Here is a 16,299-nt window from a genome sequence, read left to right as displayed (position 1 = left end):
GGATGCCGTGGCAGCCGAGACCCTCACGGTCGATCTGGGCACGGAGACCGGCCCCCTGCACGGCGGCGCGAGCGGCACGCTCTACGGCCTGTACGGCGACGGTGTGCCCAGCCGCGCGGTCGTCGAGGGCATGTACGTCCGCACGGTCGCCACCAAGGCCCAGGACGGCATCCAGCATCCGGGCGCCGACGCCCTGGAGATCCTTCCCCCCTTCGTCGCGGCCGGAGGCAAGGACGTGTACGTCTATGTCACCGACTTCCACCGCGGTTTCCCCTACGAATGGCCGGGGGCCACCGGAGCGGAGAAGCTCGCCACCCATCTGGAGATCGTCCGCCGCCAGGTCGAGCAGGCCATGACCCTGGGCGGGCTCAGGTCCCATCTGGTGTGGGTGCCGTTCAACGAGCCCGAGGGCAACATGTTCGGCACCGGCGAGTGGAGCTACGACCAGGTCTCCTGGCACACCGAGCCGGGCCCCTACTTCGCCGCCTGGCAGCGGGCGTACCGCCTCATCAAGGGCATCGACCCGGAGGCACGGATCGCCGGTCCCAACACCTGCATCCTCTACCCGGAGGTGCGCGGCTTCCTCGAGTTCGCGCGCGACCACGACGTACTGCCCGACGTGATCACCTGGCACGAGCTGTCCTCGCCGGACGAGGTCCGCACGAACGTGGCCAAGTACCGGCGGATGGAGCGGGAGTTGGGCATCGGCCCGCTGCCCGTCAACCTCAACGAGTACGCGCACAACTACCACCTGTCCGTCCCCGGGCAGATGATCCAGTGGATCGCCGCGCTCGAGGAGTGCAAGGTCGACGCCGACATGGCGTACTGGAACATCGCCGGAAACCTCAACGACTCCTCGGTGGAGGCGAACAAGGGCAACGGTCAGTGGTGGCTGTTCAACGCCTACGGACAGCTGACCGGGAACACCGTCCAGGTCAGGGCGCCACATCCCAACGCGCAGTACACGCTTCAGGGCGTCGCCGCGCTCGACCGCGACAAACGGCAGGCGCGGCTGCTGTTCGGCGGTGCGAGCGGCGCCGCGGACCTGGTCTTCGAAGGCGTCTCCGCCGAGGTCTTCGGCAATCGCGTCCATCTGCGGCTGCAGGAGATCCCCTGGACCGGCCAAGTCGGCTCCAGCGCACAGCCCTTGCGGCTGCGGGACGTCGAACTGCCCGTCCTGGACGGCCGGGTGCGGCTGCCCCTGACCGACCTGGACGAGATGTCCGCCTACCAGCTGACCCTGGCGCCCGGCGGCAACGGAGCCACCCTCCTTCCTCCGTCGGTGGGTTGGCGGCACACCTACGAGGCCGAGGACGCGGCCCACACGGGCGGCGGCCACTCGGTCAACGGTCCCGAGGGCTCCCCGTCCGACGTCGACAAGTTCGCCACCTCCGGCGGCTATCACGTCGGCGGCCTGCGCACCGGCTCCGACCTCGTCCTCGCCTTCGACGTCGAGGTCCCGCAGGACGGGACGTACGACCTCCGCGTGTTCGCCAACTCCCACAACCTGGCCGACCTGGTGAGGGAACAGGGGCCGACCAACGTCTTCCTGCGCGTCGACGGCGGGCAGCCCCGCGAACTCCGGCTGCCGCTCGGCTACAAGTGGGCCGTCTGGGGCCACACCGACACCCGGGTCGAGCTGACGGCCGGCCCCCACCGCATCACCCTCGCCGCCCAGGACCCCGACCTCGGCGTGACCAAGGGCGACGCGGTCGTCGACAAGCTGGATCTCGCCCTGCGCCAGGACCGTCAACAGGACGTCTACGAAGCCGAGTTCGCGGCCCTCGGTGGCGCGGCGCGGGTGAGTTACGACGAGCCGGGAGCCTCGGGCCCCGGTGCCGCCGTCCTCCCGCACAGCGCCGGCGTGACCTTCTGGGTGCACGCCGATGACGACGGCGAGGCGACGGTGACGGTCGATCTGCTCGGCCCCGGAGAGGGCCTGCTCTCGGTGAACGGCGAGGATGTCGGTCCCGTGGCGCACGGCCCCGTCCCCCTCTTCCTGGCCGGTGGCATCAACAAGGTCACGGTGACCGGCACTTCGGAGCGCCTGGTCGTCGACCGGCTGCTGGTGGAGCCCTCGCGCGGCCTGCTGCCCAGCACGCGAGTCCCCGCCGCGGAAGGCACCCTGACCGGCACCGCGAAGGTGGCCGCGTACCCGTACGCGACGGGCGGGAAGGCGGTCGACGGCATCGGAGCGGGCGCCGCGAACGCCCTCACGGTCACCGTCACCGTCGACCGCCCCGGCCGCCATGCGCTCACGATCCGCTACTCCAACGGCGAGCAGGCACCGGCCACCCACTACAACCCGGACCCGGTCTGCCGTCACGCCGACATCTCGGTCAACGGAGCCACCCAGCAGCGCGTCCTGTTCCCGACCACCTTCCACTTCGGCAACTTCTGGAACCTCTCCATGCCCGTCACCCTGGACCGGGGGCCCAACACCATCACCTTCACCGCCGACGAACTGCCCGACTTCGACGGCCGCACCAAGAACGCCCACGGACAGCGCTCCGCCCACGCCCCGGTCGTCGACCGGATCACCGTGACACCGCTGGCCTGAGCGTGCCGGCGGCTCAGGCCTCCGCGTACACCCCGAACATCGCCCCCTGCGGATCCCGCAGCACCCCGATCCGCCGGACGTCCCCTACGGACCTGGGTTCCATCAGGACGGTGCCGCCGGCCGCGGTCGCCGTGGCCGCGGCGCCGTCCACGTCGGCCACCGCGAAGTACGGCAGCCAGTGCGGCGGCACCTCGTGCGGGAACGTGTCGTCCATCGCCGTCATGCCGCCGAAGTCGGCGCCGTCGACGCCCCACTGGGTGTAGTGCTCCGAGGCGTTGACGCTCCAGCCGAAGACCGTGGTGTAGAAGTCCACCGCCCGCTCCGGGGCCCTGGTCAGCAGTTCGACCCAGCCCAGCGAGCCGGGCGCGTTGAACAGCCCGGCGCCCGGGAAGGACCGCGCCTGCCACATCTGGAAGACCGCGCCCGTCGGATCGATCGCCACCGTGAAACGGCCCACGTCGAACACGTCCATCGGTCCGAGCAGCACCGTTCCGCCCGCCGCGGTGACCTTCCCGGCCGACTCGTCCGCGTCCCGCACCGCGAAGGACACGTTCCAGGCGACGGGCTGCGACTCCTGGTACAGCGGGGACAGCGCGGCCACCGCCACCTCTCCGAGATGCGCGACCGAGTAGCCGCCCGCCTCCTGCCGGGGATCCGTCTCGGCACGCCAGCCGAACAGCTCCGCGTAGAACCGCTTCGCGCCCTCCAGGTCGCTGGTCCCCAACTCGGTCCAGCAGGGGCCACCGGTCACCGGTTCGTCGAGCTTCATGGCGTTCCCTCCGCAGTGGATCCGAGGCCGGTCCTCTCCAGCACGCTAGTGCCGGGCCCGGTCCCCGGCCATCCGGACAAACCCCTCGCGCCCGGCGCCACCGTCGCCGTACGCTCGGCCCCGTACCGCACCGCATGGCGGCCTCCAGTCCACCACCCCTGCCCGGAGGTCCCGCATGTCCGCGCCACTGGTGCGCCCCTTCCGCCGCGACGACCGAGACCAGCTCACCGAACTGATCAACGCGCATGTCGCCGCCGTCGTCCCCGGCGTCTCGGTCTCGGTGAACACCGTCCTGAGCGACCTGGAACGGCAGCCCGACGAGTTCATCACCGACCCCTGGGTCGCCGAGCGCACGACACTCGTCGCCGAGCAGCGCCGGTACGTGGTCGCCGCCGCGCATCTGCTGCGCTACCGCGCCGACGCCGAGGTCGGCGAGACGTACCGGGACGCCGGTGAGATCGACTGGTTCGTGTACCGGCCGCCGGCGTCCTTCTGGCCGGACTCCGAAGCGGCCGCCGACCAGCTGATGGCCGCCTGCCTGGCCCAGCTCGCCCGCTGGAGGGTCCGCGTCCGCTACGCGGGCGGCGCACTGCCCGCGCCCGTCGTCTACGGCCTGCCCCGCACCTGGCCGCACATCCGCGCCCTGTACGAACGCTCCGGCTTCCGGAACACCGGGAACACCGAATTGATCCTCATCGCGCGGGTCGCCGACCTGCCGGCGCCCGAACCGCGGGCCGAGCTCCGCTTCGAGCGCGCACTGGGGGAGTGCGGCACCCGTTTCACGGCGTACGACGACACCGGAGGCGCCCTCGGCTTCATCGAGATCGACACGTCCCTGGCCCGCCCGGAACGGCACACCCGAGCCCCGGGCCTCGCCGACGTCGGCAACCTCCACATCGCCCCGGCGGCGAGGGGCACGGCCCTGGAGCCCCATCTCCTCGCCCAGGCCGCCGCCTGGCTCCGCCTCTGCGACGTCGACCGTCTCCTCGCCTACGAGCCGTCCGACGACGAAGCGTCGATCGCCCTGCTCCTGGACGCCGGCTTCCGCGAACTGACCCGAACCGACCGCCAGTGGGAGCACCGACCGGGCTCCTGCGGCTCGGATCCGGCTCAGATCCCCGGGCGGTAGCGGATCGGATGGTCCGGTGGCACCTCCACCAGCACGATCCGCGTTCCGTCCGGGTCCCTGATCCACAGTTCGACCAGACCCCACGGCTCCTTCACCGGGGGCCGGTCGATCTCGACGCCCTTGGCGCGCAGCTCCTCGTGGGCCGCGCCCGCGTCCTCGACCTGGAGCCACAGCCGTACCGAGGGGGAGCGCGCCGCATCCGAGCGGCCCGAGACTTCCAGGAAGCCGCCGCCGAGGAAGTAGACCGTGCCGCGATCCGGCCCCGTGCCGAACTCGCGGTAGACGGGGAGGCCCAGCTGCTCGCCGTAGAAGCGGCGGGAGCGCTCGGGATCGGCGGGCTGGAGAAGGACCCGGCTGCTGAGAACGTGCACCATGCGCCCCCAGGCTAGGGCGTTACCCTCGTCCTTGCCCGCGCCGCGCCACAGATCGGAGAGCCGCCCCATGGACACCGCCACCGCTGGACTGACCTTTCGCGATGCCACGGACGCCGACGTGGACGCCCTGGTCGAGCTGATCGAGTCGGCCTACCGCGGGGACTCCAGCCGCGTCGGGTGGACCACTGAGGCGGACATCCTGGAGGGCCAGCGCACCGACCCGGAGGGCGTGCTCGCGGTCGTCAAGTCGCCGGACAGCCGACTGCTGACGGTCGAGCGGGACGGCGGGGTCATCGCCTGCTGTCAGCTCGAACACCGCGGCGACCACGCCTACTTCGGGATGTTCGCGGTCAGCCCGGAACTCCAGGGCGGCGGCCTCGGCAAGGTGATCATCGCCGAGGCGGAGCGCGCGGCCCGGGAGAGCTGGGGCGTGCGCGAGATGCACATGACCGTGATCTCGGTACGCGAGGACCTGATCGCCTGGTACGAGCGGCGCGGCTACCGTCGTACGGGAAGGATGACACCCTTCCCGTACGGCGACGAGCGCTTCGGCATCCCGCAGCGCGACGACCTGCGGTTCGAGCTGCTGGTCAAGGAACTGGTGTGACGCTCACGCGGTGAAGCGGGCGGTGCGCTTGATCTCCGGGTAGTCGGTGGTCGCGCCGTCCAGCTGCAGCGCCCGTACGAGCCGCAGGTCGTCCTGGGTGTTCACCACCCAGCCGATGACCCTCAGGTCCGCCTTGCGGGCCTGCTCCACCACCTCCAGCGTGAGCCGGCGGATGTTGAGGCAGACCGTCGTCGCGCCCACCTCCACCGCACGGTCGACGATGTCGGTGCCGAACCGGCTGCCGACCAGCGCGGTCCGTGCGCCCGGCACCAGCCGGGCGATCTCGGCGACGGCCTCGTCGTGGAAGGAGGACACCTCGACGCGGGGGACCAGGTCCCGGTCCAGCATCACCTCGGCGAGTGCCCTGGCCGCCTGCACGTCCTTGATCTCGGCCTGCAGCGGAGCCTTCACGGCGTCCAGGACCTCCTCGAAGACGGGGACCCGTTCGCCGCGGCCCGCGTCCAGGGCGCGCAGCTCCTCGAGGGTCTTGTCGGCGATCGCCCCGGTGCCGTCGGTCGTGCGGTCCACGTCGCTGTCGTGCATGACGACGAGGGCGCCGTCCTTGCTCAGGTGGAGATCGAGTTCGATGACGTCGAGGCCCGCCTGCTGGGCGGCGACGAAGGAACGGAGGGTGTTCTCGGGTTCGACACCCATGACTCCGCGGTGACCGATGGTAAGGAAGTTCAAGGTTCAACTCGCTTCCGTCGACGGCGGCTCGGACCCGCGTGGACCGGAGCGGACGGTTCACGTGGGCAGAGCCGCAGCCTAACGGCCCGGCCTGCCGATGAACCCGCTCGTACACGGGGGATTGGGGTGACGCACGGGGCGGACCTGGCCGGTACCGGTGGGACCGGTCACCCGGGCGTGGGCGAGTTGCGCGGGTATTGACCGGTGGCCGGTATCCGCCGGAGGCGCATGTATACCCCGCTCCATCGCATCCACGGCATCCGGCAGGAAAAAATTCTGTGACGATGCGGGTGGGCAGGATAATTTCCCGAGGCTCCCCTTGCTGGGAGAAAGCTCGTATGTATACGGTCTCCTTACGCAAGCTTCTCCCGTGGAGGATGGGACATGACGGAAATTCTTGTGCAGGCGGCTTCGGAGGAGCAGGTTCCTCCCGCGACCAGGGTGGTCGAGCACCCGGCGTGGCCGGTGCTCAAGGATGCCGTGGAGCAGATTCGGCCATGGCAGTCCAAGGACGGGTCGATCGACTTCGAGGCCGAGACGGCACCCGGACGGGCGGACGCCGAAGCCGCCGTCCGGCGTGTCGTGGAGGCGGTGGAGGAGCTCTCCCCGCTGCTGCCGCACGACGGCGCCTACCATGAGGCCCTGGTCAAGGACCTGCGCCGGTGGGCCGAGGGCGGCTTCGAGGTGCCGGACTTCCTGGACTCGCTGCTGGCCTTCCAGCCCGCCGCCAACCGCGCGGACGGCCTGCAGCACCTGGTCGTCTTCCCGATGTACACGCAGAACGGCAACCCCGACCGCAACCTCGAGGCGGTCGTGCTGCGCATGGTCTGGCCCGACTGGCTGGCCGAGCTGGAGCGCACCCGCTACGACAACCCGCTGTTCTGCGGCATCAAGTTCGAGGACTTCACGGCCGGGTACGACACCAACTCCGCCGTCCTCTTCCCGGAGACCATCGCCGTGCGCGAGGCGCCGGAACGGTTCTCCTGGGGTGGCATCTTCTGTGACCGCGAGGCCGCCCGCTTCCGCCGCGTCACCGACGCCGCCGTCGACATCCTGGGCCTGGAGCTGCCCGAGGACATCGCCGCGATGGTCCACGACCAGAAGCGCTGCGAGGAGGCCTTCGTCCTGTGGGACATGGTCCACGACCGCACCCACAGCCACGGAGACCTGCCCTTCGACCCGTTCATGATCAAGCAGCGGCAGCCGTTCTGGATGTACGGCCTGGAGGAACTGCGCTGCGACCTCACCGCCTTCAAGGAGGCCGTGAAGCTCGAGGCCGACGGCGTCCCGCAGGCCCGTGACGTGCAGTACGCGGTCCTGTTCGACCGCATGTTCCGCTTCCCCGTCACCGGCGAGCGCGTACGCAACTACGACGGCCTCGGCGGCCAGCTGCTCTTCGCCTACCTGCACAAGCATGACGTCGTGCGGTGGACCGACAACAAGCTCCACATCGACTGGCAGCGCGCCCCGCAGGTGACGAACGAGCTCTGCGCCGAGATCGAGAAGCTCTACCGCGACGGCATCGACCGCCCCAAGCTCGTCCACTGGTTCGCCGGGTACGAGCTGGTCTCCACCTATCTCGCCCCGCACCCCGGCTCCCGCTGGGCCAAGGGCCCCGACGCCCTCGACCTGAGCCAGCCGCCCCGGAAACTCGTCGATGACGTGCTTCCGGACGAGTTTCCGCTGAGCATGTTCTATGAGGCCCTCTCCAAGAAGCTCAAGAACGTGATCGCCTCCACCAAGGGCATCACCGCGGAGAGCGCCGAGCGAGTCGCCGCGTGAGCGGCGCCGTCGCGCGCAAGCCCGGGAACACTGCTCAGGAGGCGAAGAACATGGTGGGGAACGGAGCTCTCAGCGGTGCGGTGATCGCGGTCGCGGGTGCGGGCGGGCCCGCGGGCCGGGCCACCCTGATGCGGCTGGCCGAGTCCGGGGCGACCGTCGTCGCCGCGGACAACGACCCCGAGCGGCTCGCCGAGGCCGTGGACGCGGCCCGGTACGCCTCGGGCGGCGCCACCGTCACCGGGGAACCCGTCGACCTGCTGGACCTGGAGTCCACCCGCGACTGGGCCACCCACATCGAGAAGGACTTCGGCCGAGTCGACGGGCTGGTCCACCTCGTCGGTGGCTGGCGCGGCAGCGAGGCCTTCATCAAGACCAGCCTGGACGACTGGGACTTCCTGGAGCTGCTGCTCATCCGCACCGTGCAGCACACCTCCCTGGCCTTCTCCGAGGCCCTCCAGCACAGCGACCGCGGCCGGTACGTCCTGATCAGCGCGGCCGGCGCCTCCAACCCGACCGCCGGGAACGCCGCGTACGCCGCCGCCAAGGCCGCGGCCGAGGCGTGGACGCTCGCCATGGCGGACTACTTCCGCAAGGCCGGGGGCCCCGACGGGCCGACCTCCGCGGCTGCGATCCTGGTCGTCAAGGCGTTGGTGCACGAGGCGATGCGCGCCGAGCGCCCCAACGCGAAGTTCGCGGGCTTCACCGACGTCAAGGACCTGGCGGAGGCCATCGCCGACGTCTGGAGCAAGCCCGCCGCCGAAGTGAACGGAAAGCGCCTGTGGCTGACCGAGAAGCCGTGAACCCCCCGAAGACCGACGCCCGCCGCCATCACGACCCGGACGTCCGCGGTTTCGCCAGCGACAACTACGCGGGGGCGCATCCCGAGGTGCTCGCCGCGCTGGCCGTGGCCAACGGCGGGCATCAGGTCGCGTACGGCGAGGACGAGTACACCGACAACCTCCAGCGGATCATCCGCAGCCACTTCGGCGCCACGGCGGAGGCCTTCCCGGTCTTCAACGGCACCGGCGCCAACGTCGTCGCGCTCCAGGCGGTCACCGACCGCTGGGGAGCGGTGATCTGCGCCGAGAGCGCGCACATCCACGTCGACGAGGGCGGCGCGCCGGAGCGCATGGGCGGTCTGAAGCTGCTCACCGTCCCCACCCCGGACGGCAAGCTCACCCCCGAGCTGATCGACCGGCAGGCGTACGGCTGGGACGACGAGCACCGCGCCATGCCGCAGGTGGTGTCCATCACGCAGAGCACGGAGCTCGGCACCCTCTACACACCGGACGAGATCCGCGCGATCTGCGAGCACGCCCACGCTCACGGCATGAAGGTGCACCTGGACGGCTCCCGCATAGCCAACGCGGCTGCCTCCCTCGACGTGCCCATGCGGACGTTCACCAACGCGGTCGGTGTCGACATCCTCTCCCTCGGCGGGACGAAGAACGGCGCGCTGTTCGGCGAGGCGGTCGTGGTGATCAACCAGGACGCCGTGAGCCATATGAAGCACCTGCGCAAGCTGTCCATGCAGCTCGCCTCCAAGATGCGGTTCGTGTCGGTGCAGCTGGAGGCACTTCTCGCCAAGGACCTCTGGCTGCGCAACGCACGGCACGCCAACGAGATGGCCCAGCGGCTGGCCGAGGGCGTGCGCGCGGTGCACGGCGTGGAGATCCTCTACCCGGTGCAGGCCAACGGCGTGTTCGCCCGGCTGCCGCACGACGTCAGCGAGCGGCTGCAGAAGCGGTTCCGGTTCTACTTCTGGGACGAGGCGGCCGGCGTCGTGCGCTGGATGTGCGCGTTCGACACGACCGAGGAGGACGTGGACGCGTTCGTGGCGGCGCTGAAGGAGGAGATGGCCCGGTAGAGGCGCGTTCTGCATAGATATACGGTCACCTGAAAAGTCATTGACTCTCGGGTGATCGCATTCCTATGCTCTGCGGGCATGGAGCTGATCCAGAACACCCCTGACCTGTCCGCCTACCTGGCTGCCGACGAGGTCATCGACCATCATCACCCACTCGTCCGGAAGACGGCCGCGCGTCTCGCTCGGGATGCGGCACACTCGTATGACTATGCACGGCTCGCCTTCGAGTTCGTCCGCGACGCGATCCCCCACTCGCAGGACTCCGGCGATGCGCGGGTCACCTGGCGTGCCTCAGACGTCCTGGCGCAGGGCACCGGTATCTGCTACGCCAAGGCGCACGCCCTCGCCGCCCTGTTGCGGGCCGAGGACATCCCGACCGCGTTCTGCTACCAGCAGTTCGACGTGGTGCACGGCCTGGTCGCCGTCCGCTTCAACGGCGCCTGGCACCGGCAGGACCCGCGCGGGAACAAGCCGGGGGTCGATGCCCGGTTCTCCCTGGACGGCGAGCGGCTGGCCTTCACGCCGGACCCTGAGTCCAATGAGCTGGACTATCCGGTGTTGTACGCTGAACCTCATCCGGCCGTGCTGAAGGCCCTCCGGGCCGCGCCCGACCGGCCGTACCTCTGGAAGACCCTCCCCACCGCACTCTGAGGCAAGGCGATGACACTCTCCCTGACCGTCTCCGACGAGGTGCGTGTTCTCGCGCCCGGTTTCACCCATGTCGCGATCGAGGCGCACGGTCTGGTCAACGGGCCCAGCACCGAGGCCGGTTCGGCGCTGCTCGACGACGCGGCCCGCCGCCTCGCCGCACGTCTGGACGGCCGCGCCCCGCACGAGGACCCGCACATGGCGGCCTGGCGCGAGGTCTACACGGCGTTCGGCTCCAAGCCGTCGCGCACCCGCAACTCCGCGGAGGCGCTGGCCAAGAGGGCGCTGTCCGACGCCGGTCTGCCCCGGATCAACCTCCTCGTAGACCTCTACAACGCTATCAGCGTCGCCCATCTGATCCCCGTCGGCGGCGAGGACACCGACCGTATCCGGGGCGGCATGACGCTCGGCCGGGCCACCGGCGACGAGGACTTCGTGACCGTCGCGGGAGGCGGGGAGGTCATCGAGCACCCCGACGCGGGCGAGGTGGTCTGGCGTGACGAGGCGGGTGTCACCTGCCGCCGCTGGAACTGGCGCCAGGGTCCGCGCACCCGCCTCACCGAGGAGAGCGTCTCCGCGATCTTCCTCCTGGAGAGCCTGGCCCCGATGCCGGTGGCCGAGGTGGAGGCGGCGGGCGCCGAACTCGCCGAACTCCTGGAGAAGTTCAGTCCGGGCGCGCGGATCGAGGTACGGGCCGCGGAGTCCGCGAGCTGAGGGTCAGTACGCCCGGCGGAACAGGGCGGTCCAGAGGAAGGGTTCGCCGAAGTGCGGGGAGTCGGCCGGCTCGTCGCGCATCCGCCGTATCTCGACCTCCGTCATTCCACCGAACAGCCCGCGCAACGCCTCGGGGGTGTACGCCAGTCCGCCCTCGAGCCGGCCGCGTTCGTAGAACGCCGCGTCCGGCAGTTCGGGCCCCATGGCGCCGGCGGCGAAACAGGTGAGCCCGAACAGGCCGCCGGGGGCGAGGAGTTGATCGATCAGCGCCAGGTAGCTGATCCGGCGATGCGGCGGCAGGTGGTGGAGACACCCGGAGTCGTAGACCAGGTCGTACGGCCCCCGCAACTCGGTCCCGGCCAGGGCGAAGGCGTCTCCCGCAAGGAAGCGGACCTCGGCACCCGCCCCGGCCGCCCGCTCCCCGGCCCACGCGACGGCCTCGGACGACAGGTCGACGGCATCCACTTCGAAACCCTGGGACGCGAGGTACAGCGCGTTGCGGCCGGGGCCGCATCCCAGGTCGAGGGCGCGTCCGTGGGTGAGCAGTCCAGCCTCGACATGGGAGACCAGGTTTTCGTCAGGCTTCGCGGCGAAGAACGGAATCTGGCGTGAGCGGTCCGCGTAGAAGTCGTCCCACCACGAGCCGGCGTCCGTCGTCCATCGATCGCCTCCGGCGGCGAACAGGCCGTCCAGGAGCCGCAGTACGTCCTCGACTGTGCGTATGTGCCGGTCCATCGGATCCCCTTCCCGAAGGTGGAATCCTAGGTCCGTCCGAGAAGAAAGCCCAGGTCAGGCCGTGGCTGCGGAGAGCGCGTATGACCGTGTGCCCGACTGCCGGGCGGCCGCGAGGAACCTCGGGCGGTACCTCGGCCAAACTCCGTCCACGGATGCGTCAGGCGTACTCAAGGGGCCGTTGCCGCCAAGGCGTGGGCGGGTTTTCCGGCAGCCCTCAATGGGCCTCCGCCGCCCGGACTTCCTCCGGGGTCGGTGCCGTGCCGCCCAGGTGGGCCGGCATCCACCACGTGTCGTTCGCGTCCTTCGGGCGGACCGGGTAGGCGCGCTGGGCGGCCTCCAGCAGTTCCTGGACGCGCTCGCGGAGTTGCCGGGTGATGGCGCCCGCGTACTTGTCCTTGGAAGCCTCGATGGCCTCGCCGACGCGAATCGTGATCGGCGTGTGGCTGCGCTTGAAGTTGCGCGGGTGGCCCTTCGTCCACAGCCGCTGCGTGCCCCACAACGCCACGGGGACGAGCGGAACCCCTGCCTCCTGGGCCATGCGCGCGGCACCGGACTTGAAGCTCTTCAGGGTGAAGGACTGCGAGATGGTCGCCTCCGGGAAGACCCCGACGACCTCACCGGAGCGCAGCGACTCCAACGCGTGCTGGTAAGCCGCCTCGCCGTTCTTCCGGTCCACCGGGATGTGCTTCATGCCGCGCATCAGGGGGCCCGAGATCCGGTGCCGGAACACCGACTCCTTCGCCATGAAACGCACGAGGCGCTTCTGCGGCAGAGCGGCCAGACCGTCGAAGACGAAGTCCAGGTAGCTGATGTGATTGCTCACCAGAACGGCACCGCCCGAGCGCGGAATGTTCTCCGACCCCTTGCAGTCGATCTTCAGGTCCCAGACCTTGAACAACGCTTGGGCGAAACCGATGACGGGGCGGTAGACAAGCTCAGCCATGGACGGGGTGGACCCTTCTCTCTGCCAGGGAAGGGGTTCTCCCGGCGGGAAGTTACGCAGCCGTAGGTTTACGGCATTGCGCAGATCGTGCCCGAAGAACGAACGGCTGGCCAGTCCTGGTGCCGTACGGCGGCGAGATTCTCGTCACGTCCGTCACGTGATCCACCTGGGGTTTTAGTGCGCCTTTACTCGGCGCGCACCGCCACCCGCCGCGCCAGCAGGTACATCTCGCAGCCCAGGCAGTACCCGAACGCCGCATTCAGGAAGGCCGCCGCGAGCGCCGCCCCGGTCGCGGCCAACCCCAGCCAGTCCGGACCCAGCGCGAAGCCCACGAGCCCCACGCCCGCGAAGACGAGCCCCACCGCCTGCGCGAACCGCGGCGGCTCCGGCGACTCGAACTCGGTCGGCGGCCCGATCCGGGGCCGTACGACCCTGCGGAACAGCCAGCCGTACGGTGACCGGCCCACCCCGCCCGCGGCGCCCAGCGCGAACGCCAGCGTCTGCCAGGCCAGTAGCCAGACGTTCCCGGTGATCAGCACAATGGCCAGTACCAGGGTCGTCAGGGCCGCCCCGAAGCGAGGGCCCCTCACATCGATGTCCATGAATCAAGCATTCCGCATGGGACACGATTCCTGGGACCGGGAATCTTTGCAGTCTCGTGAACGCTGGAGCAGTCGATGGCCGGACTCGTGGTGTGCGTGGTGGTGCTCGTGGTGGCGGGTGCCTATGGAGTGCTGCATCGGCAGCGGAGCGGGAGAGTACGCGTGCGTGGGCGCGACGACGGAAAGCGGCTCGGCGTGGCCGAGTTGGGCGAGGAACTGGGCGAGCGGGCCACCCTCGTGCAGTTCTCCAGTGCCTTCTGCGCCCCCTGCCGGGCCACCCGGCGCGTCCTGGGCGAGGTCGTCGGCATGGTGCCGGGCGTGACCCATGTGGAGATCGACGCCGAGGACCACCTGGACCTCGTACGCGAACTCGACATCCTCAAGACGCCGACCGTGCTCGTCCTGGACGCCGACGGCCGGGTGGTGCGGCGGGCGACCGGGCAGCCACGCAAGGCGGACGTCATCGCGGCACTGGGGGAGGCGGTTTGACGGATGTGATGCGGACGGTGAGGCATCTCCCATATGCCGGAACGTACTTGACTGGGCGCACCACCTATCGTCAGCCTGACCCCATGCCGACCGAACTCCTTCTGTACGGGCGGGTCCACGTCGACCTCGTCCGCAACGCGAGCGCGCGCTGTCCGGGCTGTTGAGCAGCCACGACCCCGCTCGCCCCCTCTCGCAGAAGGACAACTCCATGACGGCCACGTCCGACCTCGGTACCCCTCAGTTCGCTTCGCCCGACCTGCTGCGCTCCGTCTTCCGCCGACACGCGGCGGGAGTCGCCGTGATCACCGCGCGTGGCGACGCCGGCCCGGTCGGCTTCACCGCCACCTCCCTCGCCTCCGTCTCCGCCGAACCCCCGATGCTCTCCTTCGGCATCAGTCCGGGCGCCTCCTCCTGGCCCGCGATAGCCACGACCGACCACATCGGCGTCCACATCCTCGGCGACCACCAGCAGGAACTCGCCGCCACCTTCGCGAAGAGCGGCGCCGACCGCTTCGGGGCGCCCACCGCCTGGCGCGAGGGGCCCGAGGGCGTCCCCGTCCTCGACGACGTCCTGGCCTGGCTGGTGTGCCGCATCGTCGCCCGTGTGCCCGCGGGTGATCACCGCATCGTCCTGGCCGAGGTCGCCCTCGGCGACCCCACCGGCCCCGGCCGCCCGCTCCTCTATCACCAGGGGCGCTTCAACGGCCTGCGGGACTGACACGGCGCCGGCTCCCTCCGCGTCCCTCTGCGAAGCGGTCGAGTTCCGATTACGCTGCGTTGCACAGGTCACAGTTCAAAGCGCTTGCTTAGCGGGAACGAACTGGGTGTACTGGCGAGTAATATTTCGCTCGGAGCGCGGGGTCGCCCCGATCGGGATCGGCCGCTTGAGGCGCCTATGCTGCCTGAAAGAGGCAGCACCGAAATGACGATGCAGTAGGAGAGCCGGCGTGAGCTTGAGGATCGTTGTCACTGTGAAGTACGTGCCCGACGCCACTGGCGACCGGCACTTCGCCGATGACCTGACCGTCGACCGGGACGACGTCGACGGTCTGCTCTCCGAGCTGGACGAGTACGCGGTCGAGCAGGCGCTGCAGATTGCCGAGAACTCCGATGACGACGTCGAGGTCACGGTCCTGACCGTGGGTCCGGAGGATGCCAAGGACGCGCTGCGCAAGGCGCTGTCGATGGGCGCGGACAAGGCGATCCACGTCGAGGACGACGACCTGCACGGCACGGACGCGATCGGCACGTCGCTGGTTTTGGCGAAGGCGATCGAGAAGGCCGGCTTCGACCTGGTGGTCTCCGGCATGGCCTCCACGGACGGCACGATGGGCGTGGTGCCGGCGCTGGTCGCGGAGCGGCTGGGGGTGCCGCAGGTGACGCTGCTGTCCGAGGTGAGCGTCGAGGACGGCACCGTCAGGGGCCGTCGTGACGGGGATGCCGCGTCCGAGCAGCTTCAGGCCACGCTGCCGGCGGTGGTGTCGGTGACCGACCAGTCGGGTGAGGCGCGTTACCCGTCCTTCAAGGGCATCATGGCGGCGAAGAAGAAGCCGGTCGAGTCCTGGGACCTGTCGGATTTGGAGATCGACGCGGACGAGGTCGGACTGGGCGGGGCGTACACGGTCGTGGACGGTGCCGCGGCGCGTCCGGCCCGCACGGCCGGGACGATCGTCAAGGACGAGGGCGAGGGCGGCAAGCAGCTCGCCGAGTTCCTCGCGAGCCAGAAGTTCATCTAAGGGCCTCGCGGCTCACCTCCCTTTTCCGCCCCTGAAGACTTCGCAATTCGCAGGAGAGCAATCCCATGGCTGAAGTTCTCGTCTACGTCGATCACGTGGACGGTGCCGTCCGCAAGCCCACGCTGGAGCTGCTGACGCTGGCCCGCCGTATCGGCGAGCCCGTCGCCGTCGCCCTCGGTAACGGCGCGGGCGACACCGCCGCCACCCTCGCCGAGCACGGCGCCGTCAGGGTGCTGACGCACGAGGCGCCGGAGTACGCCGACTACCTGGTGGTGCCGAAGGTCGACGCGCTGCAGGCCGCCGTCGCCGCCGTGTCCCCGGCCGCCGTGCTGGTGCCCTCCTCCGCCGAGGGCAAGGAGATCGCCGCCCGGCTCGCGCTGCGCATCGGCTCGGGCATCATCACCGACGCCGTCGACCTGGAGGCCGGCGATGCGGGCCCGGTGGCGACCCAGTCGGTGTTCGCCGCGTCCTTCACCACCAAGTCCCGTATCAGCAAGGGCACCCCGGTGATCACGGTCAAGCCCAACTCCGCCGCGGTGGAGCCGGCCGCGGCCGCCGGTAGGGTCGAGGCCCTCGCCGTCACCTTCTCGGAGCAGGCGAGGGGGACGAAGGTCACCGGCCGTACCCCCCGGGAGTCGACGGGGCGTCCGGAGCTGA

General features: G+C 70.1%; 17 protein-coding genes and 1 pseudogene. 12 read left to right on the top strand and 6 right to left on the bottom strand.

From position 1 onward, the window contains the following. Positions 1-7: 7 nt before the first annotated feature. Positions 8-2,560, top strand: coding sequence for a cellulosome protein (locus tag ABZ453_RS30915; protein WP_359019944.1), 2,553 nt, complete (start codon positions 8-10; stop codon positions 2,558-2,560). Positions 2,561-2,573: 13 nt separating this feature from the next. Here ABZ453_RS30915 and ABZ453_RS30910 read toward each other — a convergent pair whose 3' ends face one another. Next, positions 2,574-3,329, bottom strand: a complete 756-nt coding sequence (locus tag ABZ453_RS30910) for a VOC family protein (protein WP_359019943.1) — start codon at positions 3,327-3,329, stop codon at positions 2,574-2,576. Between the two features lie 175 nt (positions 3,330-3,504). Between ABZ453_RS30910 and ABZ453_RS30905 the strand changes: the two genes are divergently transcribed. Next, positions 3,505-4,458 carry an N-acetyltransferase gene (locus ABZ453_RS30905; RefSeq protein ID WP_359019941.1) on the top strand — a complete coding sequence of 318 codons (954 nt, stop codon included), beginning with the start codon at positions 3,505-3,507 and terminating at the stop codon, positions 4,456-4,458. Here ABZ453_RS30905 and ABZ453_RS30900 read toward each other — a convergent pair. Continuing rightward, positions 4,440-4,832, bottom strand: a complete 393-nt coding sequence (locus ABZ453_RS30900) for a VOC family protein (protein ID WP_359019939.1) — start codon at positions 4,830-4,832, stop codon at positions 4,440-4,442. The two genes, ABZ453_RS30905 and ABZ453_RS30900, sit on opposite strands and share 19 nt — an antisense overlap. Before the next feature lie 67 nt (positions 4,833-4,899). Between ABZ453_RS30900 and ABZ453_RS30895 the strand changes: the two genes are divergently transcribed. Then, positions 4,900-5,439: a GNAT family N-acetyltransferase gene (locus ABZ453_RS30895; protein ID WP_359019936.1), complete on the top strand. Its 540-nt coding sequence runs from the start codon at positions 4,900-4,902 to the stop codon at positions 5,437-5,439. Positions 5,440-5,442: 3 nt separating this feature from the next. On the opposite strand, the gene ABZ453_RS30890 is transcribed toward ABZ453_RS30895, so the two are convergent. Beyond that, positions 5,443-6,126 (bottom strand): glycerophosphodiester phosphodiesterase family protein, encoded by a 684-nt coding sequence (locus ABZ453_RS30890; protein ID WP_359019935.1) that lies wholly within the window; start codon positions 6,124-6,126, stop codon positions 5,443-5,445. Between the two features lie 384 nt (positions 6,127-6,510). On the opposite strand from ABZ453_RS30890, the gene ABZ453_RS30885 reads away from it, so the two are divergent. The 5 genes from ABZ453_RS30885 (at position 6,511) to ABZ453_RS30865 (ending at position 11,137) form a co-directional block, all read left to right on the top strand. Continuing rightward, positions 6,511-7,908 (top strand): DUF6421 family protein, encoded by a 1,398-nt coding sequence (locus tag ABZ453_RS30885; protein WP_359019933.1) that lies wholly within the window; start codon positions 6,511-6,513, stop codon positions 7,906-7,908. Between the two features lie 50 nt (positions 7,909-7,958). Beyond that, complete coding sequence (locus tag ABZ453_RS30880) at positions 7,959-8,708, top strand: SDR family oxidoreductase (RefSeq protein WP_359019931.1); 750 nt, start codon at positions 7,959-7,961, stop codon at positions 8,706-8,708. Continuing rightward, a complete protein-coding gene (locus tag ABZ453_RS30875) occupies positions 8,705-9,775 on the top strand; it encodes a low specificity L-threonine aldolase (protein ID WP_240868541.1) in 1,071 nt (356 codons plus the stop codon). Before ABZ453_RS30880 ends, ABZ453_RS30875 begins: the two co-directional genes overlap by 4 nt. A 78-nt stretch (positions 9,776-9,853) precedes the next feature. Further along, positions 9,854-10,426 carry a transglutaminase domain-containing protein gene (locus ABZ453_RS30870; protein WP_359019928.1) on the top strand — a complete coding sequence of 191 codons (573 nt, stop codon included), beginning with the start codon at positions 9,854-9,856 and terminating at the stop codon, positions 10,424-10,426. Between the two features lie 9 nt (positions 10,427-10,435). Next, on the top strand, positions 10,436-11,137 hold the full coding sequence (locus tag ABZ453_RS30865; RefSeq protein ID WP_359019926.1) for a phenylalanine--tRNA ligase beta subunit-related protein: 702 nt from the start codon (positions 10,436-10,438) through the stop codon (positions 11,135-11,137). A 3-nt stretch (positions 11,138-11,140) separates the two neighbouring features. Here ABZ453_RS30865 and ABZ453_RS30860 read toward each other — a convergent pair whose 3' ends face one another. From ABZ453_RS30860 to ABZ453_RS30850, 3 genes are all read right to left on the bottom strand, one after another. Beyond that, the gene (locus tag ABZ453_RS30860; RefSeq protein ID WP_359019924.1) at positions 11,141-11,872 is read right to left on the bottom strand and encodes a class I SAM-dependent methyltransferase; all 732 of its coding nucleotides are present in this window, start codon (positions 11,870-11,872) and stop codon (positions 11,141-11,143) included. Positions 11,873-12,086: 214 nt separating this feature from the next. Next, a complete protein-coding gene (locus tag ABZ453_RS30855; protein ID WP_359019922.1) occupies positions 12,087-12,815 on the bottom strand; it encodes a lysophospholipid acyltransferase family protein in 729 nt (242 codons plus the stop codon). A gap of 185 nt (positions 12,816-13,000) precedes the next feature. Further along, positions 13,001-13,417 carry a DUF4395 domain-containing protein gene (locus ABZ453_RS30850; protein ID WP_359019921.1) on the bottom strand — a complete coding sequence of 139 codons (417 nt, stop codon included), beginning with the start codon at positions 13,415-13,417 and terminating at the stop codon, positions 13,001-13,003. Positions 13,418-13,492: 75 nt separating this feature from the next. On the opposite strand from ABZ453_RS30850, the gene ABZ453_RS30845 reads away from it, so the two are divergent. The 4 genes and pseudogenes from ABZ453_RS30845 to ABZ453_RS30830 form a co-directional block, all read left to right on the top strand. Then, entirely contained in the window at positions 13,493-13,906 is a 414-nt protein-coding gene (locus ABZ453_RS30845; RefSeq protein ID WP_359019917.1) for a thioredoxin family protein, read from the top strand. A 208-nt stretch (positions 13,907-14,114) separates the two neighbouring features. Continuing rightward, on the top strand, positions 14,115-14,624 hold the full coding sequence (locus ABZ453_RS30840; protein ID WP_359019915.1) for a flavin reductase family protein: 510 nt from the start codon (positions 14,115-14,117) through the stop codon (positions 14,622-14,624). Positions 14,625-14,853: 229 nt separating this feature from the next. Next, a complete protein-coding gene (locus tag ABZ453_RS30835; RefSeq protein WP_359019913.1) occupies positions 14,854-15,642 on the top strand; it encodes an electron transfer flavoprotein subunit beta/FixA family protein in 789 nt (262 codons plus the stop codon). Positions 15,643-15,707: 65 nt separating this feature from the next. Beyond that, a pseudogene (locus tag ABZ453_RS30830) lies at positions 15,708-16,299 on the top strand (electron transfer flavoprotein subunit alpha/FixB family protein); the annotation flags it as partial.

Origin of the sequence: Streptomyces sp. NPDC005799, assembly GCF_040630525.1 — a bacterium.
Classification (GTDB): Bacteria; Actinomycetota; Actinomycetes; order Streptomycetales; family Streptomycetaceae; genus Streptomyces; species Streptomyces griseorubiginosus_B.
Note: the sequence above shows the minus strand (reverse complement) of the source record. Positions and strands in the feature narration are given on the sequence as shown.

What these genes read in the sequence shown, in the direction of transcription:
- ABZ453_RS30910 (WP_359019943.1), bottom strand. Translation starts at nt 3,329, where the DNA reads ATGAAGCTCGACGAACCGGTGACCGGTGGCCCCTGCTGGACCGAGTTG.
- ABZ453_RS30905 (WP_359019941.1), top strand. Translation starts at nt 3,505, where the DNA reads ATGTCCGCGCCACTGGTGCGCCCCTTCCGCCGCGACGACCGAGACCAG.
- ABZ453_RS30900 (WP_359019939.1), bottom strand. Translation starts at nt 4,832, where the DNA reads ATGGTGCACGTTCTCAGCAGCCGGGTCCTTCTCCAGCCCGCCGATCCC.
- ABZ453_RS30895 (WP_359019936.1), top strand. Translation starts at nt 4,900, where the DNA reads ATGGACACCGCCACCGCTGGACTGACCTTTCGCGATGCCACGGACGCC.
- ABZ453_RS30885 (WP_359019933.1), top strand. Translation starts at nt 6,511, where the DNA reads ATGACGGAAATTCTTGTGCAGGCGGCTTCGGAGGAGCAGGTTCCTCCC.
- ABZ453_RS30880 (WP_359019931.1), top strand. Translation starts at nt 7,959, where the DNA reads ATGGTGGGGAACGGAGCTCTCAGCGGTGCGGTGATCGCGGTCGCGGGT.
- ABZ453_RS30870 (WP_359019928.1), top strand. Translation starts at nt 9,854, where the DNA reads ATGGAGCTGATCCAGAACACCCCTGACCTGTCCGCCTACCTGGCTGCC.
- ABZ453_RS30865 (WP_359019926.1), top strand. Translation starts at nt 10,436, where the DNA reads ATGACACTCTCCCTGACCGTCTCCGACGAGGTGCGTGTTCTCGCGCCC.
- ABZ453_RS30860 (WP_359019924.1), bottom strand. Translation starts at nt 11,872, where the DNA reads ATGGACCGGCACATACGCACAGTCGAGGACGTACTGCGGCTCCTGGAC.
- ABZ453_RS30855 (WP_359019922.1), bottom strand. Translation starts at nt 12,815, where the DNA reads ATGGCTGAGCTTGTCTACCGCCCCGTCATCGGTTTCGCCCAAGCGTTG.
- ABZ453_RS30850 (WP_359019921.1), bottom strand. Translation starts at nt 13,417, where the DNA reads ATGGACATCGATGTGAGGGGCCCTCGCTTCGGGGCGGCCCTGACGACC.
- ABZ453_RS30845 (WP_359019917.1), top strand. Translation starts at nt 13,493, where the DNA reads ATGGCCGGACTCGTGGTGTGCGTGGTGGTGCTCGTGGTGGCGGGTGCC.
- ABZ453_RS30840 (WP_359019915.1), top strand. Translation starts at nt 14,115, where the DNA reads ATGACGGCCACGTCCGACCTCGGTACCCCTCAGTTCGCTTCGCCCGAC.